We start from the raw sequence: 25,414 nt of genomic DNA on the forward strand, positions 1-25,414 counted from the left end.
CGCCGGTCACGCCGCCAGCAGCACCGTGGTAACCACGAGCAATCCCAACTGTACGTTCGCCATCAGCGGCACGAGCCAGCCGAACGGCGGCTTGCGTGTCTTGTGGCGCAGAAACCGTTGCGCCAGATAGGCGCCGCTGGCGCCGCCGAAGATGGTGAGCAGGATGAGCCGCCGCTCGGGGATGCGCCGAAGCGACTGGCGTGCCGCATGTTTGTCAAAGGCGAAGATCGCAAAGCTCAGGAGGTTCCATCCGATAAGCGCAATCAGCAGCACGGCTTGAGGGGTAAGGGCCAAGAAATGTGTCATGACTCTCTGTAGCCTCTTCCACCACCTGTCATCCACCCTCGATGAGCGCTGTCAGCATGCCCGCAGCCAGGGCCTCAAGCCTTGCACCGTCGGCGCATTTGCTCTACCTCACGAGACGAAACGTCCACGCATGACACGAGCATCCGATGACCCTGGTAGACACCCGCACGCCCGATCCGAAACGCTTCATTCCCGGCGCCACCGGCGATTGGGAAGTCATCATCGGCATGGAAGTCCATGCCCAGGTGCTGTCGAAGTCCAAGCTGTTTTCCGGCGCCTCGACTGTCTTCGGCAATGCGCCGAATTCCAACGTCTCGCTCGTTGATGCCGCCATGCCCGGCATGCTGCCCGTCATCAATGAGGAATGCGTGGCCCAGGCCGTGCGCACCGGTCTTGGCCTCAAGGCCCAGATCAACAAGCGCTCGATCTTCGACCGCAAGAACTACTTCTATCCGGACCTGCCGCAGGGCTATCAGATCTCGCAGTTCAAGGACCCGATCGTCGGCGAAGGCAAGATCATCATCTCGCTCGGCCCCGATCGTCAGGGCAATTTCGAGGATATCGAGATCGGCATCGAGCGCCTGCATCTGGAACAGGATGCCGGCAAGTCGATGCACGACCAGCATCCGACCATGTCCTATGTGGATCTCAATCGCTCCGGCGTGGCGCTGATGGAAATCGTGTCGAAGCCCGACATGCGCTCCTCCGACGAAGCCAAGGCCTATATGACCAAGCTGCGTTCGATCGTGCGCTACCTCGGCACCTGCGACGGCAACATGGACGAAGGCTCGATGCGCGCCGACGTCAACGTCTCCGTGCGCAAGCCGGGCGGCGAATTCGGCACGCGCTGCGAGATCAAGAACGTCAACTCGATCCGCTTCATCGGCCAGGCTATCGAATACGAAGCCCGTCGCCAGATTGCGATCCTCGAGGATGGCGGCGTCATCGACCAGGAAACCCGTCTCTTCGACCCGAACAAGGGCGAAACGCGCTCCATGCGCTCGAAGGAAGACGCGCATGACTATCGCTACTTCCCCGATCCGGACCTGCTGCCGCTGGAATTCGACGACGCCTATGTCGAGGCGCTGAAGAAGGACCTGCCGGAACTGCCCGACGACAAGAAGGCCCGTTTCGTCGCCGAACTCGGTCTCTCCGTCTACGACGCCTCCGTGCTCGTTTCGGAAAAGGCGATCGCCGATTATTTCGAGGCTGTCGCCGAAGGCCGCGACGGCAAGACGGCCGCCAACTGGGTCATCAACGATCTCTTGGGCGCCTTGAACAAGGCCGGCAAGAGCATTGAAGAGACGCCGGTTTCGCCAGCCCAGCTCGGCGGTATCATTGATCTCATCAAGGCCGAGACCATCTCCGGCAAAATCGCCAAGGACCTCTTCGAGATCGTCTGGAACGAAGGCGGCGACCCTGCTGAAATCGTTGAGGCGCGCGGCATGAAGCAGGTGACCGACACCGGCGCCATCGAAAAGGCCGTCGACGAGATCATCGCCGCCAACCCCGACCAGGTCGCCAAGGTGCTGGCAAAGCCGACACTCGCCGGCTGGTTCGTTGGCCAGGTGATGAAGGCAACCGGTGGCAAGGCTAACCCGCAGGCCGTCCAGGCGCTGGTCAAGGCCAAGCTCGGCCTGCCCGAGGAGTAAGCGCTTGTTCTTTGTCCGCACCGCCACAGATCGCGATGTCGAATCGCTGCGCGGCCTGCTGACGTTGAGTTTTCACGCCACCTACGACCGGTTCTACGGACCGGCTAAGGTCGCCGAGCTGATCGCGGTCTGGCATTCCCCGGCCGAGATCAAGCGGCGCATCCACGTCAAAGGCGGCGAATATCTCGTCGCCGACGACGGCAAGCGGATCGGCGGCATGGCTTTCGCGGCCATGTCGGAAAAGCTGACCAAGACCGCAATGCTGCACCAGCTCTATGTTCATCCCGACCATCAGCGCCAGGGCATCGGTCGCGATCTCTTCGCCGAGATCGAGACATGCTTTCCCGATGCCGAAATTCTCCGCCTAGAGGTCGAGCCTCAGAACGCCGGCGCGATAGCCTTTTATGAGGCACATGATTTCGTCGAGGTCGACCGGACCAAGAATTGCGGCGGTCCCGACAGCGGCATCGAAGCTGTGATCATGGAAAAGCCGCTCAAGTGAGCGGCTTTTCGACTCTCAGACTTTCGTTCAGTTGAACGGCGGTTCCGTGATCTTGCCGTTCTCGTCGATCAGCTGCACCGCCGAGCATTCCACAAGCCCGTCCTTCTGTGCCGTGCTGCAGGCCAGTTCGGCGGCCTTCAAGGCCAGCTCTCGTGTCTGCCAGCCACAGGAATACTGATGCCAGTGAGGACCGCCGTCCGCCATCATGAACACGTCGACGCTCCAGTTGGCCGGATAGCAGGTCGCATTGACCTGACAATCCTCGGCGGTGCCCCCACCATCGATGCATTGCTTGACCGCGCAATCGATCGCTGAGGCCGTGTCCTTGTCGAGGCATTGGCCGGCACTCATCTCCGGCGCCTGAACGAAGGCAATCGCCTTGCGGCCGCCCTCCTGGGCCTGAACGGCCGCGGCCGAGAGAGTTACGCACAGAATTGTCGCCAGCCGTCGCATGCCTGTCATCAAGAAGTCCCCCGGGGTCGTTATGCGAATGAACACTAGCGCGACAGCGGGGGTGGCATGCAAGTCCAATCAGTGCAGATAAGAGAAGCAACCGAGAATGATCTTAAGGCCATTGTCGCGCTCTTTGCCGACGACCCGCTGGGTGGCCACGGCGATACCACCGACCCTGACGCGCTGCCCGCCTACAGGGCCGCCTTTTCCCGCATCGCGGCGTCGCCCAGCGAAACACTCTATGTTGCCGAACTTGACGGCGAGGTGGCCGGCACCTTCCAGACGATGGTCACCACAACGATGACCGCTCTCGGCAGTTCAAACATGATCATCGAGGCGGTCCAGACACGCGCCGACATGCGGGGCAGGGGCATCGGCGCCGCGATGATCGGCTTCGCCGTTGAAAAGGCTCGCGCGGACGGTATGCGCCTCGTCCAGCTGACCTCGAATGCCGCCCGCAAGGATGCCCACCGCTTCTACCAGCGCTTCGGCTTCGCCCCCTCCCATCTCGGCTTCAAGCTCAAGCTGAAATGAGGGGGCTGCGACCCAGAATCACTAGACAAGCGAAAGGCGAGGCGGCATAAGCGGAGGCACGATCGGTGGCCGCCTGCGGCTGCCAGCATAGCCACGGCAAAGCCCAAGGACACGCCATGAAGCAGTTTCTGTTGCAGATCTTCACCTGGTGGAACGGTCAGACCATGGGGACCCGCTTCTTCACCTGGCGCCAGGGCAAGCGAGTAGGCGAAGACGAAGCCGGCAACGTCTATTACGAAGGCCCGATGACAAGCTGGGGCCAACCGAAGCGCTGGGTCATCTACAACGGCTATGCCGATGCCTCGAAGATCTCCGCTGGTTGGCACGGCTGGATGCACTACCGCACCAACACGCCGCCCTCGAAGGAAGACTACAAGCCCCGCGAATGGCAGAAGGCCCACCGTCAGAACCAGACCGGCACGGCGGACGCCTATCGCCCGCAGGGTTCGATCGCGGCTGCCGGCGAACGTCCGCGTGTCACTGGCGATTACGACGCCTGGACCCCCGGCAACTGAGCCGGTTACCCGATTTGGCCATAATCCGGCGTTAGGGCCTCATCCGTGAGGCCCTTGTCATATCTGGCCTGCGGAATTCCCTTGGTAGTGGATCGACGAAAGCGAGCGGGACATGAAGCATAGCGTTTGGAGTTTGGCCGTTCCGGTTCTGGGATTTGCCATGCTCGCCCCGCTTCTGGCGCCCGTGCCCGCCAATGCCACTCGCCTCGAAAACCCGGTGGCCGAATTCGCCGGCATCGACAAGATCACCGGCCGAATCACCACCTTCGACGTCTATGTCAACGAGACTGTGCAGTTCGGTGCGCTCCAGGTTACGCCGAAAGTCTGCTATTCGCGCGACGAGACTGAAGCCCAGAAGATCGACGCCTTCATCGAGGTCGACGAGATCACGCTCGATCGCAAGATCCGCCGCATCTTTTCCGGCTGGATGTTTGCCGACAGCCCCGCACTCAATGCGGTCGAACACCCGATCTATGATGTCTGGCTGACCGGCTGCAAGGTGAAGTCCGACGTGCCGGCCCCGCCGGGCGTCGAGGTCGCGGCAAAGCCCGCACCGGAACCCGCCAAGCCCGATGCCGCCCCGGCCGCCGATCCGAATGCCGCACCCGCGACCGACCCCGGCACCGCCCCCGCCACCGATCCCAACACGGCTCCGCTGAGCGACATCGCCCCGGCCCAGCCCGCGCCGGGGACCGTCCCGCCGCTTGACGCGCCGCAACAGGTTCCCGACGAGACCTATGGCGGCGCCCTTCCGCCACCCGACGGTTACCCGCAGGACGGCGCCCCCCAGAACGCCTACCCACAAGACGGCTACCCACAGGACGGCGATCCCGCCCTGCAAGGCGGCGATCCCTATTCTCAGGGCCAGCCGCAGCCGATCGCACCCCCGCCGACCCCGCCCGGCGGCGTCGGCCTCTACTAAGCGGTCGTCCAGCCTCTCCCAAGGGCAGCACCATCGAATTGAGAAGAATGGTCCCCTCCCTAACCTTCCCCACAAGGGGGAGGGCTGAACCCGGACACGTCCTTCTGTTTGTGGAGCCGAGGGCTTGCCGCGAATCCTTTCCCTCCGATTAAGGGAGATGCTCCCCCTTCGATTGGCTCAGGAAAGCCGAGGTGAGATTTTGTGCCTTCCAGGCTTATCGTTTGACTTCCCCGCCTCGGGAGAACATGAAGAGAACACAGAAGGAGTTCTCCCATCATGTCGCTCGCCGAAAAATTCATCGTCCTTCCCTTCAAGAAGAACCGCGGCAATGTCGTGCCCGGCGAGATGCGCCAGGCCTCCAGCGCCGCCGCCGCCGAAAAGATCGCCACCGCCATGTCCGCTCGCCACCTCGGCGTCGCCGCCTATTCGATCCAGGTCGACGAGGAAAGCGGCGACATGACCAGCCCCAGGCTGATCATCGCCTTTGGCGAGACGGCGGATCTGACGGTGAACTGAAGCGCCTGGCGGAAAGACCCTCCCAAGCCCTCCCCACAAGGGGGAGGGCTTAAACCGGCTTCACGCCGGTACTGTGTGGTGAAGCCCCGAGGGTGGGCTCGTGCCCAACTGAAATGCTGGATTGCTCTTTAGTGGAGCTTAACGACAGACAGTTTTTCCGTTAGGCAAGACGCCAGCCCCAGAAGTTCTCCCCCCTTGAGGGGGAGATGCCCGGCAGGGCAGAGGGGTAACTCCTCGCACCACGCCTCCATTCTCCCCTTGACGCATCCCCCACACAGGCTTGCAATGCCCCCTGATCGGCATCTCTGGGAGGAGAAACCATGCCCACGCCAAAAAACACCATCTGCCTCTGGTACGACCGCGACGCCGAGGACGCCGCGCGCTTCTACGCAACCGTCTTCCCCGATAGCGAAGTGAAATCCGTCCATCGTGCGCCCTCCGATTACCCCTCCGGCAAGGCCGGCGATGTTCTGACCGTCGATTTCACTGTCGCTGGCATCCCCTGCCTGGGACTGAACGGCGGCCCCGCCTTCAAACACTCGGAAGCCTTCTCCTTCCAGATCGCGACCGACGACCAGGAGGAAACCGACCGCTACTGGAACGCCATTATCGGCAATGGCGGACAGACAAGCGCCTGCGGCTGGTGCAAGGACAGATGGGGCATCAACTGGCAGATCACCCCGCGTGTCTTGACGGAGGCGCTCGCGGCCGGTGGCGCGGAGGCAAAGCGGGCGTTCGAGGCGATGATGCAGATGGGGAAGATTGATGTCGCGAAGATCGAGGCGGCGCGGCGGGGGTGAGCAACGAGCTCCCTCATCTGCGGCCCCCGGTCGATCGATTGAATCGCTCTACCCGAATATTTTTTTGAACCTTCCTCGAATTTCCTTGTGCCTTAAGGCGCCGTTGCGCGTTGTAGGCCGGTGCGACGCTGCGATCGCGGAGACTGGACGCAAGTCGGCGCTCGCACGATCTGATCTCGGGATCCGGTGGCTGGAGTAATTGATGGCGCTTCAAACGATTTTCTCGCCTTCCGAGAACTGTTGGCGGACCGAAAGAGCCGATGACTTCTCGATCCTCATCGATGCCAATGACTATTTCACCTCGATCCGCGCCGCGATGATGGCGGCCAAGCGCACGATCTTCTTTGTCGGCTGGGATTTCGATGCCTCCATCACGCTCGGTCACCCCAGGGTGGATGACGGCGCCCCGCGCCGCGTCGGCGACTTCCTCCTTTGGCTGGCGCGCCGCACCCCGGGCCTGGAAATCCGCATCCTGCTCTGGAGCCCGGCGCCGCTTGCCAGCTGGGCCAGGCCCTCGAACCTTCCCTATCTCTTGCGCTGGAAATGGAACCGCCAGATCTCCGTCCGTCTGGACGACAAACATCCGCTGGGCAGTTCGCATCACCAGAAGATGCTGGTGATCGACGACACGGTCGCCTATTGCGGCGGCATCGACGTGACGCTGGATCGCTGGGACACGCGGGAGCATCTGGACGAAAACCCCGACCGCCGCCGCCCCAATGGCAAGCCCTATGGACCCTGGCACGACATATCGAGCCGCTTCACCGGTCCCGCCGCCCGCGCGCTTGCCGAACTCTGTCGCCACCGCTGGACCCGCGCCGGCGGCAAGGCCGTGCCGCTCGTGACGCACGTGCCCCCCGCACCGGAACGCGCCCCCAACTTCTCCTTCGGCCCGGTCGACCTCGCGATCGCCCGCACGAGCCCTGCCTATCGTGAGGAGAGCGCCGTCACCGAAATCGAAAAGCTCTATCTCGATATGATCCATTCCGCCCGACGTTTGGTCTATGCCGAGAGCCAGTATTTTGCCTCCCGCGCCATCGCCCAGGCGATCGCCCGTCGACTGGCCGAGCCGGATGGACCGGAATTCGTCCTGATCAATCCGACGACCTCGGACAACTGGCTGGGCCAGATCGCCATGGACACGGCCCGCGCCCGCCTCGCCGAATCCCTGCGCCGCCACGACACCTACGGCCGTTTCCGGATCTACCATCCGGTCACCGCCAAGGGGCAGCCGATCTACGTGCATGCCAAGCTGATGATCGCGGATGACCAGTATCTTCGCGTCGGCTCGTCCAACATCAACAACCGCTCCATGCGCTTCGACCAGGAATGCGACGTCGCGCTGGAAGCGGGCGGCTCGGCGGAACTTTCACGCAAGATCGAGCGCTTCCGCAACGACCTCCTGGCCGAACATCTGAGCGCCACGCCGGACACGGTCGATCAGGCGATCCGAGAAAGCGGCTCGCTGATCGCAGCCATCGAGCGAATGCGCGCGCAAAACGCAAAGGCGGGCAGCGCCACGCTCGGGCCCTACGAGACGCCCGAAATCTCCGACCTGGAAAAATGGCTCGCCGACCATGAAATCCTGGACCCCGAGGGGTCTGACGCGGTGTTCGAGCCGATCGAGAAGCGCGGGCTGTTTCGGGGGAGGCTGAAGCGGCCGTTGCGGCGGAAGGCATAACTATACAACAGGCGCTCGTGCTTCGACGAAGAATCATACGACGGCGGCTCAATTCGTGAACCAAAGACGGACGCTATCGCCGTCAGCAGCTGCGACTTTTACGAGATCGACGCCATTATCGTAGGCTGGGATGCTCCCTGCTTTGATCAGATTGTAAAGCAGTTCGTTCGATACAGTTCCATCAGGGAGGATGCCGCTCGGAAGGCTGAATCCAAGCAGCGGCCACACGCATGAGATTATTGACTCTTCGTGGCTGTCGAAAGCAGTTCGCGGCAAATGCGTAAGGTCGAGATCGGCGGAAATTATTCCGCACGCTGCTACCATTTCCCCGTCTCTTGGCCTATAAACAAAGCCTCCACTCATTCCGTGTTCGGCAGGGATGGACGTTGAGAAACACGGGAACCGATACTGGTTGTACCCTTCCTCATGAACGGCAGTCACAACACCTATTCTTATAGGAACCGAACGTTCAACGCGAAGCATCTGCCCGAATCCATCTGGCTCGAGAGGTGGCGATGTCTCAGAGACATCCATTGCGCCGCATGAGACGAGGTGAACGACATCGCCAACTGAAGGTACGCTGAAATCTAAAGGGACTGCATAGGGGACGGGGCAGTCTTCATTTTTCTGTGGGACGATTAGACACAGCGCGATATCCAAGTTCTCAGAGTAGGTTACGTAAGCAACATCCGTGAGTTGCGTCCTGCCGTGATCTGCTTGCAAGACCTTTAGGTGGCGTGGATCAATCGATACTTTTGGCTGGACAAAGAAACCGGGCACGGCAGACGGAGCGTGTCTGGATGGCCTTTGGAAGTGCTGAAGCCCATCGATGACGTGTCGCGCAGTGGCGACTACGTAGAAGTCTGTACTGCCCGCAATTATGAAGCCGGTTCCCATGAGTTTTGGGTTCTTGTTTAGGTCGAAGCCTAAGAAGGAAACAAGTACCGGGCGGAATTGGCGAACGAGATGTTGATTCTCAGAGGAAACATCCAGCCATTTTCGTCCCAATGGATCGTTTGGTATCATGGCTTAACAGTCCCGTGATTGTCATTCGGCGAAGCAGAGTAAGCTTGTATTGCTTAAGAAGCGACCATGCAGAACTGCTGCGCCCCCCCCTCAAAACCTAAGCGTCTCACTCTCCATCGCCCTGTCCAGCAACACCCCATACTCTGCCTTCGGAATATCCACCGCCCCAAACGTCTTCAGATGCTCGGTGGTGAACTGCGTGTCCAGGAGCGTAAAGCCGCGCTCCCTCAATCGCTCCACGAGATAGACGAGACAGATCTTCGACGCATTCGTGCGCCGGGAAAACATGCTCTCGCCGAAAAACGCCGAGCCGAGCGACACCCCGTAGAGGCCACCCACCAGTTCCTCGCCCTCCCAGGCTTCGACGCTGTGGGCGTGGCCGAGGCGGTGCAGCGCGCCGTAGAGATCTTTGATCTGCTGATTGATCCAGGTGCTCGGCCGGTCGTCGGCCGCTTCCGCGCATTTTTCCACCACCCGGTCGAAGGCGGTGTCGAAGCGGATGTCGAAGGGGGCTTTGCGGATGGCTTTTTGCAGGCTTCTCGAGACGTGGAAACCGTCAAGCGGGATGATCCCGCGAAGTTCGGGTTCGACCCAGAAGAGTTCGGGGTCGTCGGCCGATTCCGACATCGGGAACATCCCGATGGAATAGGCGCGCAGCAGGAGTTCCGGCGTGATGCTTTGGTCCCTGCTGCGTCGCCCAGCCATGGTCTTTACGTGGCCGAGGTTTCGGCCAGGTATTTTTCCAGCCAGTGGATGTCGTAGTCGCCGTTGGCGATGTCCTGGTTGGACACGAGATCCTGGAAGAGCGGCAGCGTCGTCTTGATGCCGTCGACGACGAATTCGTCGAGAACGCGGCGCAGACGCATCATGCATTCGACGCGGGTGCGTCCATGCACGATCAGCTTGCCGATCAGGCTGTCATAGTAAGGCGGGATCTTGTAGCCGGCATAGACGCCCGAGTCGACGCGAACGCCGAGACCACCCGGTGCATGGAAATGCGTGATCGTGCCGGGCGACGGCACGAAGGTGCGCGGGTCCTCGGCATTGATGCGGCATTCGATGGCATGGCCGGAAAAGACGATCTGGTCTTGGGTGACCGAGAGGCCGGCACCCGAGGCGACGCGGATCTGCTCGTGCACGAGGTCGATGCCGGTAATGGCTTCGGTGATCGGATGCTCCACCTGCAGGCGGGTGTTCATTTCGATGAAATAGAACTCGCCGTTTTCGTAGAGGAATTCGATCGTGCCGGCGCCGCGGTACTTCATCTTCTTCATCGCTTCGGCGCAGATCGAACCGATCTTCATCCGCTGCTCGACGTTGAGGGCAGGGGAATTCGCCTCTTCCCAGACCTTCTGGTGGCGGCGCTGAAGCGAGCAGTCGCGTTCGCCGAGATGGATGGCATTGCCCGCACCGTCACCGACCACCTGCACCTCGATATGGCGCGGCTTGCCGAGATATTTTTCCATATAGACCGCGTCGTTACCGAATGCGGCGAGCGCCTCGGAGCGCGCCGTGGAAACGGCTTCTTCCAGCTCGGCCTCGGTCTTGGCCACTTTCATGCCGCGACCACCGCCGCCGGCGGTCGCCTTGATGAGAACGGGGAAACCGATCTCGCGGGCGATCTTCAGCGCGTTTTCCGGCAAAACTTCGCCGTCCGAACCCGGAACGACCGGGATGCCGAGTTCGACGGCGGTCTTCTTCGCCGTGATCTTGTCGCCCATCAGGCGGATATGCTCCGCCGTCGGCCCGATGAAGGTGATGCCATGGGCGTCGAGGATATCGGCGAACTTGGCGTTCTCCGACAGGAAGCCGTAGCCCGGATGCACGGCGTCGGCGCCGGTGATCTCGCAGGCAGCCACGATCTGGTGGATGTTGAGATAGCTGTCGCGCGACGGCGGCGGGCCAATGCACACGCTTTCGTCGGCGAGCCGCACATGCATGGCATCAGCGTCAGCCGTCGAATGAACGGCGACGGTCGCAATGCCGAGTTCCTTGCAGGCGCGCAGCACGCGCAGCGCGATTTCGCCGCGGTTGGCAATGAGGATCTTCGAGATATTGCTCATCGGCTTACTCGATGATGACCAGAGGCTCGCCGTATTCGACCGGGCTTGCATCATCGATAACGATCTCGACGACCTTGCCGGACTTGGGCGAGGGGATCTGGTTCATCGTCTTCATGGCTTCGATGATCAGCAGCGTCTGGCCTTCCTTGACCGTCGCGCCGACCTCGACGAACGGCCGGGCGCCGGGAGCCGGCGACAGATAGACGGTGCCGACCATCGGCGCGGTCACGGCCTTCGAGAGGTCGCGACCAGCAGGCGCGGCCGGTGCTGCGACGGCAGTAGGGGCTGCGGCAGGTGCCGGGGCGGCCGGTGCCTGGTAGGCATAGCCCTGCATCTGCTGCGGCATCATGACAGGCGTGCCGTTGCGCGAAACGCGGATGCGCAGGTCATCCTGCTCCACTTCGATCTCGGTCAGATCCGTGTCGTTGAGGATGTTTGCGAGATCGCGGATCAGCGCCTGATCGATACCCGTTTTCTTGTCAGCCATGGATGGATGTCCTGTATTCTTGTTATTGCGTGATGGTTTTCAGCGCCTGGAGCGCCAGGATGTAGCTATGAGGACCAAAACCGCAGATCACGCCCTTCGCCGCGGGCGCTATCACCGATTTGTGGCGGAATTCTTCTCGTGCATGCACGTTCGAGATATGCACCTCGATCACCGGAATCGGCGATACGGCCTTGATCGCATCATGAAGCGCGATGGAGGTATGGGTATAGGCTCCGGCATTGATCGCCACGCCAACCGCCTTTTCGCCGGCCTCGTGCAGCCAGCTCACGAGGTCACCCTCGTGGTTGGACTGGCGGAAGTCGATGGTCAGGCCGAGTTCGGCACCGGCGGCCTTGCAGTCCGCCTCGATATCGGCGAGCGTCTTGCCGCCATAAATCCCCGGTTCCCGCTTGCCCAGCATGTTGAGATTGGGGCCGTTCAGCACGAAAATGGTTTTGCTCATCTACGCTTCCGTCGACTTTCAACCGCCTCCTATAGACCGAGAGCCCCTGCAGGGAAAGCCCTTAGGCCGGATCGCGGCGCCCCATCCCCGGAAATCGGGGATAAGGTTACGTCGAAGGGCGGCCGAAAGGTCCGATCTCAGCAACTCGCCTTGCCGCAGGAACGGACATTGCCGACCTTCTCTTCGATCGCGTCGGAGCCGACGGCGCCTGGCACCATCTCGTTGCCAATGACGTAGGATGGCGTGCCGGTGATGCCGAGGCTGGTGGCGAGTGCATAGGTTTCCTGTACGGACGCCTCGTTCGGGCTCTCTGCCATCTTCGCGCGGATCGCGTCTTCCTTGACGCCGAGACCGCCGGCAATCGCGATCGCGCTCGTCTCGTCGGCGCGTTCCCCTGAGGTCATCATGGCGCGGAAGAAGTCGCCGTATTTCTCGGGCGCGAGCTTGCGCACCGCGTCCGAAACCTTGTGGGCGGCCAGCGAATCCGGTCCGAGGATCGGGAATTCCTTCAGCACGTAGCGGATGTTCTTGTCCTTCTCGAGCACCGCTTCCATGTCGGGATGGGCGCGACGGCAATAGCCGCAATTGTAGTCGAAGAACTCTACGACGGTGACGTCACCCTTGGGATTGCCGATCGCGAGATCATGGCCGGACTGGAAGATCGTGTCCTTATTGGTCGAGACGGCGGCCGCCGATTGCTCGATGCGCGCCGCCTCCTGCTTCTTCTGCAGCGCGTCCTGCACCTCGAGCATGATCTCCGGATTTTCGAGCAGATATTCCTTGATGAACGCGCCCATTTCCTTCTTCTGCGCGTCGTCGAGCGCGCCCGCCGGCAGCGGCATCAGGGCCGGCAGCAGAGCAACGGCTGTCGCGGCGATCGTCTTGAAGTTCAGGCCCATGGCGTCTCTCGTCCTCGTTTCTGCAAATTCGCTGATGCCGGCAGGTCGGCATGGCTCGAATGCCTAACCTAACGGCCAGCGCTGGCAAGGGAAATCGCATTTTTTGCCCGCACTTGTCCCAAGCCTCCATTGTGATGCCACGCGCTTTGCGGCAAATGTCTGGCAGTCCGCATTCAGGAGCCGAATTCTTGATCTCGATTTCAAGACGCAGTGCCGTCGAACCCTTTCACGCCATGGATATCCTGGCAGAGGCCACCCGCCGCAGGGCAGAGGGGCGGCCGGTCATTTCCATGGCCGTCGGCCAACCCGGTCATCCCGCGCCTCAGGCGGCTTTGGCTGCGGCGCGTGTCGCGCTGGAAGGCGGCCGCATCGGCTATACGGATGCACTCGGCATGACGGGGCTGAGACAGGAGTTGGCGGAGGAGTACCGCCGTCGCCACGGCGTTGCAATCGACTGGAACCGCATCGTCGTCACGACAGGCTCCTCCGCCGGCTTCAACCTCGCGTTCCTCTCGCTCTTTGACGCGGGCGATGCGGTCGCGATCGCGCGCCCCGGCTACCCCGCCTACCGCGCCATCCTCTCCGCCCTCGGTCTGAGGGTGATCGAGGTCGCCGTCGGTGCCGAGACCGGCTACACGTTGACACCCGACAGTCTCGAGCGGGCGCAAGAGGAGGCCGGTGTGCGCCTGAAGGGCGTGCTGCTCGCCAGCCCCGCCAATCCGACCGGCACCGTCACGACGCGCGCCCAACTCGCCGATGTCTACGCATACTGCAAGGGGCAGGGGATCACGCTGATCTCCGACGAGATCTATCACGGCCTGACCTATGGCGCGGAGGAGGCGACGGCGCTGGAGATCGGCGACGAGGCCGTCATCATCAATTCCTTCTCGAAATACTATTGCATGACCGGCTGGCGCATTGGCTGGATGGTCCTGCCCGAAGAACTGGTCCGTCCGGTCGAATGCCTTACCCAGAGCCTCTACATCTCCGCGCCGGAGCTCTCGCAGATCGCAGCACGTGCGGCTCTCTCTGCCACCGCCGAACTGGACAGCTACAAAGCCGCCTGCCGCGCCAATCGCGATTTCCTGGCGACGCGCCTGCCGGAACTCGGCCTGCCGCTGCTCTCGCCGATGGATGGCGCCTTCTACGCCTATGTCGATGCTGGCAGCCTTACCAATGACAGCATGGCCTTTGCCAGGCGCATCCTTGCTGAGACCGACGTCGCCGTCACCCCCGGCCGCGATTTCGATCCGCTCGACGGCCATCTGGCGCTGCGCCTCTCTTATGCGGGCACGATGCAGGAGATGATCGAGGCGACGGAGCGGCTGGCAAAGTGGCTTTCATAGGTATTTCGGCAATTCGCAAAGTGGATTCTGCGCCAGCGGCTTGGCGGCGTTTTCTGACTCATTCTCACAAGGCCTTGAATCAGCCTGTGAACACGCGACGGGCTGAAAGGCAGGCACCGCTATGACCACGCAGTCTTCTACCCAACCGGGCGCTGCACCCGAAATCCTCACCGCCCGCACCCGGATGCGCGGCCATCGTATCTCGGATTTCGACGCTATGGTGGCGATGTGGCGCGATGAGATCGTCACCCGTTTCATCCTCGGCCGGCCTTCGAGCGCGACCGAAACCTGGAGCCGCCTCCTGCGCTATATCGGCCATTGGCAGGCGCTCGGTTTCGGCTACTGGGCCATCGAGGATCGCGACACAGGCCGCTTCATCGGCGAGGTCGGTTTTGCCGATTACAAGCGCGAGATCGAGCCGACGCTTGGAGACGCTCCCGAAGCAGGCTGGGTACTGGCGCCGGAGGTGCATGGCAAGGGCATCGCGACGGAAGTGATGACGGCGGCCCTCGACTGGGCCGACCGCAACTTCACCGACCCGAAGACCGTCTGCATCTTCGATCCCGACCATCAGGGCTCGATGCGGGTCGCGGCGAAACTGGGTTATCAGCCGGCTCATCTCGCCACCTTCATGGACAAGCCGACCCAGGTGATGACGCGGCTGCGGCAACCCGCCTGATCCGCGAGGCGGATATCCGGCAGACATGCGAAGCGATCCCCCCGGAGCAGTTTGCCTGCCGTCGACGGTCGAAACGATGCAAAAAGGCCCCGCGAGCGGGGCCTTTGACATTTAGGATCTGCAGGCGGTTCTCAGAAGAAGCCGCGCTTCTGCCACCATCCGCCCTTCTTGGGCTTGGAGGCGTCAGGCGTCTCTTCGGTCGCCTTGGCCGAGGTGACCACTGGCTCGGAGACCGTGACGTTGGATTCGCGATTGGCGCGGATCGGCTTTTCGTCAACAAGAACAGGCGCTTCCGCCACAGCAGGCGTTTCAGCGACCGGCTCTGCCGCAGCAACCGGTTCGGCCACGACAACAGGCTCAGCAGCAGGCGTTGGCGCAACCGCCTCGGTCACCACGGGTTCGACAGGCTCGGCGACGGCCTTGGCCTTGCGGGTCCGCCGCGGCTTCGGCGTCTCGGCAACGACGGCAGCCTCTTCCTCGACGGCAGCCATGACCGGCGTCACTTCGACGACACGCTCGTCGGCAGCCTCTGCGGCCGTCTCGTCGTCGCTGTCAGCGTCGTTCTCGTCGCCTTCCTCGCCATTGCCCTCGATCGAGCCTTCCTCGCCCGGACGGTTGCGGCGGCCGCCACGCTTGCCGCGACGGCGGCGCTTGCGCTTCTGGCCGTCTTCGCCAAGGGTGTCGCCATCGGCATCCACGCGTGCATCGCCATTGGTCTCGATGGCATCGTCTTCGCCCTCGTCGCCATCCTCGTCATCGGCATCGCTGCCATTCTCCCCGGCAGCCTGGCCTTCGATGCTACCATTGCCGTTCTGGCCATTCTTGCCGCGACGGCGACGGCGACGCTTGCGCTTGCGGTTGCCCTGTTCGTCGCTGGAAGCGGCCGCAGGAGCGGATGGTGCACGGGCGGCGGGCTCGGCGGAGACGATGACGTCATCCTCCTCGTCCTCGTCCTCAGGCTCCGGCACATAATCGTCTTCTTCTTCGATCTCCGGCAGAAGCGACAGCAGGCTTTCGATCTTAACCGGGTTTTCGACTGCTTCGCCACGCTCGATCGTGAAGTGCTGCGAGCCGCCATGCTGGGCCGGCATTCCGCCATCGATCACGATCGACACGCCGAAGCGCCCCTCGTAATCGACAATCGTGTCGCGCTTCTGGTTGAGCAGGTAAAGTGCAGTCTCGGGTGTCGTGTGCACGGTGATGTCGTGCGTGGTGCTCTTCAGCAGGAATTCCTCGATGCCGCGCAGAACATGCAGGGCAACGGAAGACTGCGAGCGGATGAGGCCCGTGCCTGCGCAGTGCGGGCAGACCTGAGTCGTTGATTCCAGCACCGAGGCACGAATGCGCTGGCGCGACATTTCGAGCAGGCCGAAATGCGAGATTCGGCCGACCTGGATGCGCGCGCGGTCGTTCTTCAGGCAATCCTTCAGCTTCTTCTCGACAGCGCGGTTGTTGCGCTTTTCTTCCATGTCGATGAAGTCGATGACAATGAGGCCGGCAAGGTCGCGCAGGCGCAGTTGGCGCGCCACTTCTTCGGCAGCTTCCAGGTTCGTCTGGAGGGCCGTGTCCTCGATCGAATATTCGCGGGTCGAACGGCCGGAGTTGACGTCGATCGACACCAGAGCTTCCGTCTGGTTAATGATGATGTAACCACCGGACTTCAGCGTCACCTGCGGTTGCAGCATCTTGTCGAGCTGGGCTTCGATACCCGAGCGCGCGAAGATCGGATGCAGGTCGCGATAGGGCTGAACCACCTTGGCATGGCTCGGCATCAGCATCTTCATGAAGTCTTTGGCTTCGCGATAGCCTTCTTCACCCGAGACGATGATCTCGGAAATGTCCTTGTTGTAGAGGTCGCGGATCGAGCGCTTGATCAGCGAGCCTTCTTCGTAAACCAGGCACGGCGCAGTCGAAGCGAGCGTCAGCGTGCGCACGTTTTCCCACAGACGCATCAGATATTCGAAGTCGCGCTTGATCTCGACCTTGGTGCGGTTGGCACCGGCCGTGCGCAGGATCACGCCCATGCCCTGCGGCACTTCGAGACCACGAGCGATTTCCTTCAACCGCTTGCGGTCGGTCGGCTGGGTGATCTTGCGGGAAATGCCGCCGCCACGCGCCGTGTTCGGCATCAGAACCGAGTAGCGGCCGGCGAGCGACAGATAGGTGGTGAGAGCGGCACCCTTGTTGCCGCGTTCTTCCTTGGCGACCTGCACGAGCAGGATCTGCCGGCGCTTGATCACTTCCTGGATGCGGTACTGCTTGCGCGGCTTGCGCACGACACGGTCCGGAACCTCTTCCATGGCGTCTTCGGCGCCGACGGATTCGATCTCTTCCTTTTCCTCGACATGGTCGTCGTCGTCATCGTCGTCGTCATTGCGACCACGGCGACCGCCGGCGTCTTCGGAAATTTCGTCCATGTCGACCATGGCGGCGATCGTGCCGCCGGATGCGTCGTCGTCGGAAGCGTCTTCCGAAGTTGTTTCTTCGCCAGCGGCGGCCTTCTTGGCGCGCGGCTTGCGAACCCGCTTCGGCTTTGCCTTCGGCGCAACTTCGTCTTCGGCAACGGACGTCGCTTCGGCTTCAACTGCCTCGGCTTCGGCTGCGGCCGGCTCGGCAGCCGCCTCGTTTTCTTCGGACGTTGCCGCAGCCTGGGCTACGATGCCGATATCCGGCTGGTCTTGATGGGCGGGATCGTTGAAGACTTCATCGCCTTCGACGTCGTTTTCCTTGCGGTGCTCTTCCGCTTCGGCGCGCAGCAGCGCCTGACGGTCGGCGAGCGGGATCTGGTAGTAATCGGGGTGGATTTCGGCGAAGGCCAGGAAGCCGTGGCGGTTGCCGCCGTAATCGACGAAGGCGGCCTGCAGCGAGGGCTCGACCCTCGTTACCTTCGCGAGATAGATATTACCGCGAATTTGCTTCTTGTGTTGGGACTCGAAGTCGAATTCTTCAATACGGTTACCGCGAACAACGACTACGCGCGTCTCTTCCTCGTGAGACGCGTCGATCAGCATTTTGTCTGCCATTTAAGCTGTGCTCCTCGGCGCCCTCGGTCGGTGGTCCACCCGCGCGCTGTACAAAGAAGCGGCTGGAACCTAGCGGACTGTGCGCCGGATATAGATGTGGACGCACGGAGGACCAGATTTGCAACATCCGCACGGTCCTCGGGAAATCTTCAGATCCCGGTCCGTTCGTGGTCATGTCAACCTGTTGCAAAGACATCAAAAACCGTACGTCAACGACAATGATATGGATCCCTCGGGACCCGATGAATGCTCGGTCAAGAGCGTTGGTGGAGAGCCACCGTTGATGGGCCGGCCAAGCCGGCATGTTGAACCAGTTTCAGGTAAAAAGTGCCGAGACGGCAGATGAACGTTCCGGCTGAACAGGCGCCAAATCCAGTGTTTGAGGTTGGCAGCCGTGGCGGAAACTCTATCCCGTTTGCACTTTTATCCCTCGTTTGCCTTGTATGTTTTCTCCGTCACAATAGCAAGAGCAAACGGATTTATGCCATATTGGCAGTCGATTAGAGCAGTTGCTTCAATCGCGGTGATTCAGTCGGAAACGAGGTCACAAGACGTGATTTTCCGTCACGATTTGGTCATGGAGACGGCGCGGGCGGCATGCAAGCGGATGAAACGGCGCAAGGGGCGTGAATGTGACATCGATCACAAACGATTGTTCCGCGCGATGGGGACGGGTTTTGAACAGCGAATTTTTGTACGCCGACGGCAAACGAGCCGCCCCGATGGCCCGAATCGTCCTGGCGATCCTCTGCCTCGTGTCGCTGGTCCTGGCAGGGCAGGGGTCCGCCTTCGCATCTGCAACGGAAGCGCCCGGCGAAAAGCTGCTCGCCTATTCCGCACGCATTGCCGGTGACGATGCCCGTACCCGTATCGTCATCGATTTCGACCAGAAGCCGGAATTCGAGATCCGCTATATCGCAAGCCCCGACCGCATTGTCGTTGACCTGCCAGCGACTGCCTTCGGCTTTGCCGCAGAGACACTTGCCCCGACGGGCCTGTTCAGCGACATCCGCTACGGCTCCATGGATGACGCCTCCGCCCGCCTTGTTCTGACCGCTGCTCGGCCGGCTCGTCTGGTCACGGCGGAAGCGGTGGAGAATGAAGACGGCAAGGGATATCGTCTGGTCCTCGACGCGGAGCTGGTGCCACAGCAGGATTTCGCCTCCCTCGTCGCCGCCCAGGCCTGGACGCCCGCCGAAGCCCCGCCACCAGCGATCGACCCCGCCCAACTCCGCGTCGCTTCGGAGGCCTCCGAATTCGTCATCGCCATTGACGCCGGCCACGGTGGCATCGACACCGGCGCGACCGGTGCCACGAGCAAGACTGCGGAGAAGGACATAACGCTGGCCTTCGCGAAGGTGCTGCACGACAAGCTCGGCAGCGAGCCCGGTATCCGCACAGTTCTCACCCGCGATACCGATCGCTTCCTCTCCCTGTCTGAGCGCGTTGTCGTGGCTCGTCAGAAGGGCGCGCAGCTCCTGATTTCGCTGCATGCCGACACTCTACGCCAGAGCGACATCCGCGGTGCGACCGTCTACACAATCTCCGACAAGGCCTCTGACCATATGGCGGCCCAGCTTGCTGAGCGGGAAAACTTCTCTGACACGCTGGGTGGCGTCGAAATGCCGGCCGAGAGTGCCGAGGTCAACGACATCCTGCTCGATCTGACCCGCCGCGAGACCCAGGCCTTCTCGATCTCGCTCGCCCAGGCCGTTGTTGGCTCCTTCGAAGGGCAGATCTCGCTGATCAACAATCCCCACCGCCATGCCGGCTTTCGCGTGCTGCAAGCGCCCGACATGCCCTCCATCCTGCTGGAACTCGGTTTCCTGTCGAACAAGGACGACGAACAACTCTTGCTCGATCCTGCCTGGCGCGAGAAGGTCGCAGATCTGCTGGTCGAGGCCATCAGGCGTTACCGGGCGCCGCTCGTCGCCAATGGCGGATAGGTCACACTGGCGTGTAAGCTGTTGAGCCCGGAGGGGGATCCGTGACCCGGCCCTATTTTCCTCACATTGTGCCAGTTACTCGAAGGCTCGTGTCTCACGGTCCACGCGCCTCGAATCGCTTTGACCGTGCGAGTGCCTCGCATGTCTTGCCAAGCATTGCATGACGTGCAAAACGCCACGGGGTGTGCGAAGCTTTTCGCGGCGCGCTAACCCTGAAGCCATAGCCGGTAGCGGAACATGATCAGACTGATTGGATATCTCTTCGGATTGGCGTCCGTGCTGGCGCTCGGCCTCGCTGTTGTCGTGGCCGTCTATCTGAACGGGATGACCAAGGATCTACCGAACTACGAGGTCCTGGCGAGCTACGCCCCGCCCGTCACCACCCGCATCCATGCCGGCAACGGCGCGCTGATGGCCGAATATGCTCGCGAGCGCCGCCTTTTCCTGCCGATCCAGGCCATTCCGGATCGCGTCAAGGCGGCTTTTCTTTCGGCCGAAGACAAGAATTTCTACAACCACCCCGGCGTCGACATCTATGGTCTCGGCCGCGCCATTCTGGTCAACCTGCAGAACTTCGGCTCCGGCCGCCGCCCCGTAGGCGCCTCGACCATCACCCAGCAGGTCGCGAAGAACTTCCTGCTCAGCGCTGACCAGACCATGGACCGCAAGATCAAGGAAGCGATCCTCTCCTTCCGCATCGAGCAGACCTATTCCAAGGACAAGATCCTCGAACTCTATCTGAACGAGATCTTCTTCGGCATGAATGCCTACGGCATCGCCGGCGCAGCGCTCACCTATTTCGACAAGTCGGTCACGGAACTGACCGTCGCCGAAACCGCCTATCTCGCAGCCCTTCCCAAAGGCCCGAACAACTACCATCCCTTCCGTCGTGAAGCCGCCGCCCTCGAACGTCGCAACTGGGTCATCGACCGCATGGTCGAGAACGGCTTTGTCACCAAGGAAGAGGGGGAGAGCGCGAAGCAACAGCCACTCGGCGTCAAGATCCGCCGCACCGGCTCCTATCTCTTCGCCTCGGACTATTTCTCCGAGGAGGTCCGTCGCCAGATCATCGAGAAATACGGCGACAAGGCCCTTTATGAAGGCGGCCTGTCTGTCCGCACTTCGCTTGATCCCGACATGCAGATCGCAGCCCGCAAGGCGCTGCAGTCGACGCTCTTGACCTATGACCAGCGTCGCGGTTTCCGGGGGCCGATAAAGCAGATCCCGCTCACGCCCGACTGGGGCGTGCCGCTCGCCGAGATCCCGACCCTGGCCGACGTTCCCGAGTGGAAGCTCGCAGTTGTTCTCGACGTGTCATCCGATGGCGTCGACATCGGTCTGCAGCCCTCCAAGGAAGGTGGCGGCAAGGTCGCGGCGGAGCGTACCCGTGGCCGCATCGAGCCTGACAATATGGAATGGGCCTACCGCTCTGCCACCGGCGATCGCAAGTCGGCGAAGTCGCCGCAGGGCGTTCTGTCGCCGGGTGATGTCGTTTATGTCGAGGCGCTCGAGCCGAACGGCAATTCCTATCGCCTGCGCCAGCTCCCGAAGGTCCAGGGTGGTCTCGTCGCCATGGATCCGCATACGGGCCGCGTGCTCGCCATCACCGGTGGCTTCTCCTACTCGCAGTCTGAGTTCAACCGCGCCACCCAGGCCATGCGCCAGCCGGGGTCCTCGTTCAAGCCCTTCGTCTACGCGGCCGCTCTCGACACCGGCTACACTCCGGCTTCGGTCATTCTCGATGCGCCGATCGAATTCGTCTCCGGCGGCCAGGTCTGGCGCCCGCAAAACTATGGCGGTGGTTCGGCCGGTCCGCAGACCTTGCGCATGGGCATCGAGAAGTCGCGAAACCTGATGACGGTTCGCCTGGCCAACGACATGGGCATGAACCTGGTTGCCGAATATGCCGAGCGCTTCGGCGTCTATGACAAGATGAACCCGGTGCTCGCCATGTCGCTCGGCTCTGGTGAAACCACGGTGCTGCGCATGGTTTCGGCCTATGCAGTCTTCGCCAATGGCGGCAAGCAGATCAAGCCGACGCTGATCGACCGCATCCAGGATCGCCACGGCAAGACCATCTTCCGCCACGAGGACCGCATCTGCGAAGGCTGCAATGCCGAAGAGTTCAATGGGCAGGAAGAACCCACCGTCGTCGACAACCGCGAGCAGGTCCTCGATCCGATGACCGCCTACCAGATCACCTCGATGATGGAAGGTGTCGTCACCCGCGGCACGGCCGCAGGCAAGATCAAGCTCGACCGTCCGGTGGCCGGCAAGACAGGCACGTCGAACGACGAGAAGGACGCCTGGTTCGTCGGTTATACACCCGATCTCGTCGCCGGCGTCTATATCGGCTTCGACAATCCCGCGCCCCTCGGCCGCGGCTCGACGGGCGGCGCCTTGGCGGCTCCGATCTTCAACGATTTCATGAAGGTCGCCACGGCCAATACGCCGCCGGGCAAGTTCTTCGTGCCGGCCGGCATGAGCTTCATCCCGGTCAACCGCACCACTGGCATGTTTGCGCTCGAAGGCGAGCCGGACACGATCATCGAAGCCTTCAAGCCCGGCACGGGCCCAGCGGATTCGCTCTCGGTCATCGGCATGGATGGTTATGCGCCGCCGGAGGAAATCCTCAAGGCCTCGCCCCAGGCGAACCAGGCCGTCACATCGGGCGCCGGCGGCCTGTTCTGACCTGACCCCTTCCATGTCCCTCCGCGCCGACCCTTTACATCAGGGGCCGGCGCAACTATTCGAGGGGCCAGTTTTTGCCCTGTCTCTCATCGAGGCGCAGTACATCGAGGTTGAGAACCAGACTTATGCGGAATGAAATCGAGAACGTAGTCGACGAAATCAAGCAGGCCATAACCCTGCTGAGGAGGCATCTTTGACTGGGACCAGGCGATAAGACGACTGGACTGGTTGAACAACAAGGCCGAAGACCCGAACCTCTGGAACGATGCCCAGGAAGCCCAAAAGCTGATGCGCGAGCGCCAGCAGCTGGACGACAGCATTGCCGGCGTCAAACGTCTCGAACAGGCGATGAAGGACAACATCGAACTGATCGAGATGGGCGAGGAAGAGGGCGACGAATCGGTCGTCAAGGATGCCGAAGATCAGCTGAAGGCCCTGAAGACGGAGGCGGCCCGCCGCCAGGTCGAGGCCATGCTGTCGGGCGAAGCCGACGGCAACGACACCTATATCGAAGTCCATTCCGGCGCCGGTGGCACGGAAAGCCAGGACTGGGCGAACATGCTTTTGCGCATGTACACCCGCTGGGCCGAACGCTCGGGCTTCAAGGTCGAAGTGCTGGAAGTGCATGACGGCGAAGAAGCCGGCATCAAGTCTGCGACCATTCTGGTCAAAGGCCACAATGCCTATGGCTGGATGAAGACCGAGTCGGGCGTTCACCGCCTGGTGCGCATCTCGCCCTACGACTCGAACGCCCGTCGCCACACGTCCTTCTCGTCGATCTGGGTCTACCCGGTCGTCGACGACTCGATCAACATCGAGATCAACGAAAGCGACTGCCGCATCGACACCTACCGCTCGTCGGGCGCCGGTGGTCAGCACGTCAACACGACCGACTCGGCCGTGCGTATCACGCACATTCCGACCGGCATCGTGGTCGCATGCCAGCAGGAGCGCTCACAGCACAAGAACAAGGCCAAGGCCTGGGAAATGCTGCGCGCCCGCATGTACGAGGCGGAACTGATGAAGCGGGAGGCCGCTGCCAATGCTGAAGCCGCCTCCAAGACGGATATCGGCTGGGGCCACCAGATCCGCTCCTATGTTCTGCAGCCGTATCAGCTGGTCAAGGACCTGCGCACCGGCGTCGAGAGCACCGATCCGGACAGCGTCCTGAACGGCGAGCTGAACGAGTTCATGGAAGCGGCTCTCGCCCACCGCATCAGCGGCAAGGCTTCGGAAGTCTCGGATATCGACTGATCCTCAGGCAGCGATGGACCGGAACGAACAAGGCGGTGTGTCCCGGGACATGCCGCCTTTCGTCTGTCGGGGGAGAGCGCGGCTTCGGATCGAAGCCGGGCCGGTGGGCCAGCCTTCAGTTGCTGGCGCGCTCAACCCTGATGTCGCCGAGTTCATCGATCAGCACCGTCCACTCTTCGACGGGATCACGTGTCGGATCGGTGCGCAGATAGACGGTCGCCATGAAGCCGGGCGTCCCTGATACGCCGCTGGTGCTCTCCGGCTGGATGCCTGTGACATAAGGCTTGATCGCTGTGAACTCTTCAAGTTCGACACTTTCGACGAGCCGTGGCCCGCTCTCTTCAGCGGCGATCATCTGGAGATAGACGCGCGCCGTGCGGTCCGGCTGGCGGATCGCGACCAGCTTGTAATAACCACGGCCATTGGCAGAGGCGCTTGCCGTATCCCCGGCCTTCGCACCTGGCGCGCCGTCGACACCGCCTTCCCAGAAGCCGCCGCTCACGACGAAAGTGGCCGTCACCGGCAGCTGGTCGATATCCTCCGCCCGCGAAAGGGATGTAGCGGCAAGGAAAACAAGCAGACTGACGGCAACGCGCTTCATCGGCACCTCAATCGGAAAACTGTTCGGCAAGGATACGATCCGACCACGACCGGTCGGGATCGGACAGGATATGCGCGGTCGTATCCTCGGACTGGCGTATCTCCACCCTCAGAACCGATTTCACCTCGGAATGATCCGCAACCGCGTTCACCGGCCGCTTTTCCGGCTCCAGCACCTCCAGCACGACCGTCACCTTGTTCGGTAAAAGCGCGCCCCGCCAGCGGCGCGGCCGGAAGGCGCTGACCGGTGTCAGTGCCAGAAGCGGCGCCTCAAGCGGCAGGATAGGGCCGTGGGCAGAAAGATTATAGGCGGTCGAGCCGACCGGGGTCGCCACCATCAATCCGTCGCAGATCAGTTCTTCGAGCCGTACCTGGCCGTCGATCAGGACCCTGAGCTTCGCCGCCTGATAGGACTGCCGAAGCAGCGACACCTCGTTGATCGCAAGCGCAAACGAAGTCGATCCGTCGGCATTTTCCGTGGTCATCTGCAGCGGATGGAAATCGTTCTCGACCGCTTCGGCGATCCGCTCGCGCAGACCATCGACGGCATAGTCGTTCATCAGGAAGCCGACGGAACCCCTGTTCATTCCGTAGATGAGCTTCCCGCTGTTCATCGTATCGTGCAATGTCTGCAACATGAACCCATCACCGCCGAGCGCGACGATCACGTCGGCATCGCGAGTGTCGGTATCGCCATAGGTGCGAATCAGCTCCTGCCGCGAAGCTTGCGCTTCTTCGGTGTTGGAAGCGATGAAGGACAGCGACCGGAACGTACGCGACATGGCAGGCCCTTGTGGAACAGGCGCCAGTGGTACATGACAAATGCCTGTAACCACAAGTCATTTGCAGCCGCAATCGGTTCGCCCCGCGGGCTCTCGGTCATCAGGACCTCGTGATCGCCATTCACCATACACGCTAACCGTCCGTCGATTTTTTGCTTTACGACAAACCTATTTCCGCCTAAAGACGCCTCACTGCCCTTGTAGCTCAGTTGGTAGAGCACCTGATTTGTAATCAGGGGGTCGCGGGTTCGAACCCTGCCGGGGGCACCATCCT

23 protein-coding genes, 1 tRNA gene and 1 pseudogene are annotated in these 25,414 nt (G+C 61.9%); 14 read left to right on the forward strand and 11 right to left on the reverse strand.

From position 1 onward, the window contains the following. Positions 1 to 6 precede the first annotated feature (6 nt). Positions 7 to 306: a DUF1294 domain-containing protein gene (locus tag FJQ55_RS07940; RefSeq protein WP_140827076.1), complete on the reverse strand. Its 300-nt coding sequence runs from the start codon at positions 304 to 306 to the stop codon at positions 7 to 9. A 146-nt stretch (positions 307 to 452) separates the two neighbouring features. On the opposite strand from FJQ55_RS07940, the gene gatB reads away from it, so the two are divergent. Continuing rightward, positions 453 to 1,958 carry an Asp-tRNA(Asn)/Glu-tRNA(Gln) amidotransferase subunit GatB gene (gene gatB / locus FJQ55_RS07945; protein ID WP_140827077.1) on the forward strand — a complete coding sequence of 502 codons (1,506 nt, stop codon included), beginning with the start codon at positions 453 to 455 and terminating at the stop codon, positions 1,956 to 1,958. A 4-nt stretch (positions 1,959 to 1,962) separates the two neighbouring features. Continuing rightward, entirely contained in the window at positions 1,963 to 2,460 is a 498-nt protein-coding gene (locus FJQ55_RS07950; protein WP_140827078.1) for a GNAT family N-acetyltransferase, read from the forward strand. A gap of 27 nt (positions 2,461 to 2,487) precedes the next feature. Here the strand turns inward: FJQ55_RS07950 and FJQ55_RS07955 are convergent, their stop codons facing one another. Continuing rightward, on the reverse strand, positions 2,488 to 2,922 hold the full coding sequence (locus FJQ55_RS07955; RefSeq protein ID WP_140827079.1) for a hypothetical protein: 435 nt from the start codon (positions 2,920 to 2,922) through the stop codon (positions 2,488 to 2,490). Positions 2,923 to 2,979: 57 nt separating this feature from the next. Between FJQ55_RS07955 and FJQ55_RS07960 the strand changes: the two genes are divergently transcribed. The 6 genes and pseudogenes from FJQ55_RS07960 (at position 2,980) to FJQ55_RS07985 (ending at position 7,881) form a co-directional block, all read left to right on the forward strand. After that, on the forward strand, positions 2,980 to 3,447 hold the full coding sequence (locus FJQ55_RS07960) for a GNAT family N-acetyltransferase (protein WP_140827080.1): 468 nt from the start codon (positions 2,980 to 2,982) through the stop codon (positions 3,445 to 3,447). A 116-nt stretch (positions 3,448 to 3,563) separates the two neighbouring features. Next, positions 3,564 to 3,962, forward strand: a complete 399-nt coding sequence (locus FJQ55_RS07965; protein ID WP_140827081.1) for an NADH:ubiquinone oxidoreductase subunit NDUFA12 — start codon at positions 3,564 to 3,566, stop codon at positions 3,960 to 3,962. 112 nt (positions 3,963 to 4,074) lie between these two features. Beyond that, positions 4,075 to 4,509, forward strand: a pseudogene (locus tag FJQ55_RS23660) (DUF2155 domain-containing protein); the annotation flags it as partial. A gap of 651 nt (positions 4,510 to 5,160) precedes the next feature. Beyond that, a complete protein-coding gene (locus FJQ55_RS07975) occupies positions 5,161 to 5,400 on the forward strand; it encodes a hypothetical protein (RefSeq protein ID WP_140827083.1) in 240 nt (79 codons plus the stop codon). Positions 5,401 to 5,720: 320 nt separating this feature from the next. Next, positions 5,721 to 6,200, forward strand: a complete 480-nt coding sequence (locus FJQ55_RS07980) for a VOC family protein (protein WP_140827084.1) — start codon at positions 5,721 to 5,723, stop codon at positions 6,198 to 6,200. 202 nt (positions 6,201 to 6,402) lie between these two features. Next, positions 6,403 to 7,881 carry a phospholipase D-like domain-containing protein gene (locus tag FJQ55_RS07985; protein ID WP_140827085.1) on the forward strand — a complete coding sequence of 493 codons (1,479 nt, stop codon included), beginning with the start codon at positions 6,403 to 6,405 and terminating at the stop codon, positions 7,879 to 7,881. Between the two features lie 48 nt (positions 7,882 to 7,929). Here FJQ55_RS07985 and FJQ55_RS07990 read toward each other — a convergent pair whose 3' ends face one another. From FJQ55_RS07990 to FJQ55_RS08015, 6 genes are all read right to left on the reverse strand, one after another. After that, positions 7,930 to 8,907: a trypsin-like peptidase domain-containing protein gene (locus FJQ55_RS07990; RefSeq protein ID WP_140827086.1), complete on the reverse strand. Its 978-nt coding sequence runs from the start codon at positions 8,905 to 8,907 to the stop codon at positions 7,930 to 7,932. Positions 8,908 to 8,997: 90 nt separating this feature from the next. Further along, positions 8,998 to 9,612, reverse strand: a complete 615-nt coding sequence (gene aat, locus FJQ55_RS07995) for a leucyl/phenylalanyl-tRNA--protein transferase (RefSeq protein WP_140827087.1) — start codon at positions 9,610 to 9,612, stop codon at positions 8,998 to 9,000. Positions 9,613 to 9,617: 5 nt separating this feature from the next. Further along, a complete protein-coding gene (accC, locus tag FJQ55_RS08000; RefSeq protein WP_140827088.1) occupies positions 9,618 to 10,970 on the reverse strand; it encodes an acetyl-CoA carboxylase biotin carboxylase subunit in 1,353 nt (450 codons plus the stop codon). A 4-nt stretch (positions 10,971 to 10,974) separates the two neighbouring features. Then, positions 10,975 to 11,457, reverse strand: a complete 483-nt coding sequence (accB, locus tag FJQ55_RS08005; RefSeq protein ID WP_140827089.1) for an acetyl-CoA carboxylase biotin carboxyl carrier protein — start codon at positions 11,455 to 11,457, stop codon at positions 10,975 to 10,977. 22 nt (positions 11,458 to 11,479) lie between these two features. Beyond that, positions 11,480 to 11,920, reverse strand: a complete 441-nt coding sequence (gene aroQ, locus FJQ55_RS08010; RefSeq protein WP_140827090.1) for a type II 3-dehydroquinate dehydratase — start codon at positions 11,918 to 11,920, stop codon at positions 11,480 to 11,482. 137 nt (positions 11,921 to 12,057) lie between these two features. Continuing rightward, positions 12,058 to 12,819, reverse strand: a complete 762-nt coding sequence (locus FJQ55_RS08015) for a DsbA family protein (RefSeq protein WP_140827091.1) — start codon at positions 12,817 to 12,819, stop codon at positions 12,058 to 12,060. A 188-nt stretch (positions 12,820 to 13,007) separates the two neighbouring features. Between FJQ55_RS08015 and FJQ55_RS08020 the strand changes: the two genes are divergently transcribed. After that, the gene (locus FJQ55_RS08020) at positions 13,008 to 14,165 is read left to right on the forward strand and encodes a pyridoxal phosphate-dependent aminotransferase (protein WP_140827092.1); all 1,158 of its coding nucleotides are present in this window, start codon (positions 13,008 to 13,010) and stop codon (positions 14,163 to 14,165) included. A gap of 121 nt (positions 14,166 to 14,286) precedes the next feature. Next, positions 14,287 to 14,844, forward strand: coding sequence for a GNAT family N-acetyltransferase (locus tag FJQ55_RS08025; RefSeq protein ID WP_140827093.1), 558 nt, complete (start codon positions 14,287 to 14,289; stop codon positions 14,842 to 14,844). 131 nt (positions 14,845 to 14,975) lie between these two features. On the opposite strand, the gene FJQ55_RS08030 is transcribed toward FJQ55_RS08025, so the two are convergent. After that, complete coding sequence (locus FJQ55_RS08030; RefSeq protein WP_140827094.1) at positions 14,976 to 17,867, reverse strand: Rne/Rng family ribonuclease; 2,892 nt, start codon at positions 17,865 to 17,867, stop codon at positions 14,976 to 14,978. Positions 17,868 to 18,589: 722 nt separating this feature from the next. On the opposite strand from FJQ55_RS08030, the gene FJQ55_RS08035 reads away from it, so the two are divergent. From FJQ55_RS08035 to prfB, 3 genes are all read left to right on the forward strand, one after another. Continuing rightward, positions 18,590 to 19,813 (forward strand): N-acetylmuramoyl-L-alanine amidase, encoded by a 1,224-nt coding sequence (locus FJQ55_RS08035; RefSeq protein ID WP_140827095.1) that lies wholly within the window; start codon positions 18,590 to 18,592, stop codon positions 19,811 to 19,813. Positions 19,814 to 20,050: 237 nt separating this feature from the next. Next, positions 20,051 to 22,504: a penicillin-binding protein 1A gene (locus tag FJQ55_RS08040; protein WP_140827096.1), complete on the forward strand. Its 2,454-nt coding sequence runs from the start codon at positions 20,051 to 20,053 to the stop codon at positions 22,502 to 22,504. A gap of 125 nt (positions 22,505 to 22,629) precedes the next feature. Next, positions 22,630 to 23,758, forward strand: a protein-coding gene (prfB, locus tag FJQ55_RS08045; RefSeq protein WP_167507695.1) for a peptide chain release factor 2 whose coding sequence is annotated in 2 segments (ribosomal slippage) — positions 22,630 to 22,698 and positions 22,700 to 23,758 — 1,128 coding nt in all. Because the reading frame shifts where the segments join, the coding sequence is not laid out codon by codon here. A 115-nt stretch (positions 23,759 to 23,873) separates the two neighbouring features. Here the strand turns inward: prfB and FJQ55_RS08050 are convergent. Both FJQ55_RS08050 and FJQ55_RS08055 read right to left on the reverse strand, forming a co-directional pair. Beyond that, positions 23,874 to 24,359, reverse strand: a complete 486-nt coding sequence (locus FJQ55_RS08050; RefSeq protein ID WP_140827098.1) for a hypothetical protein — start codon at positions 24,357 to 24,359, stop codon at positions 23,874 to 23,876. 7 nt (positions 24,360 to 24,366) lie between these two features. Continuing rightward, entirely contained in the window at positions 24,367 to 25,140 is a 774-nt protein-coding gene (locus FJQ55_RS08055) for an NAD kinase (protein ID WP_140827099.1), read from the reverse strand. Between the two features lie 194 nt (positions 25,141 to 25,334). Between FJQ55_RS08055 and FJQ55_RS08060 the strand changes: the two genes are divergently transcribed. Beyond that, positions 25,335 to 25,410: transfer RNA gene (locus tag FJQ55_RS08060), tRNA-Thr, on the forward strand. Positions 25,411 to 25,414: the final 4 nt, after the last annotated feature.

Origin of the sequence: Rhizobium glycinendophyticum, from assembly GCF_006443685.1 — a bacterium.
In the GTDB taxonomy this organism is placed as follows: domain Bacteria; phylum Pseudomonadota; class Alphaproteobacteria; order Rhizobiales; family Rhizobiaceae; genus Allorhizobium; species Allorhizobium glycinendophyticum.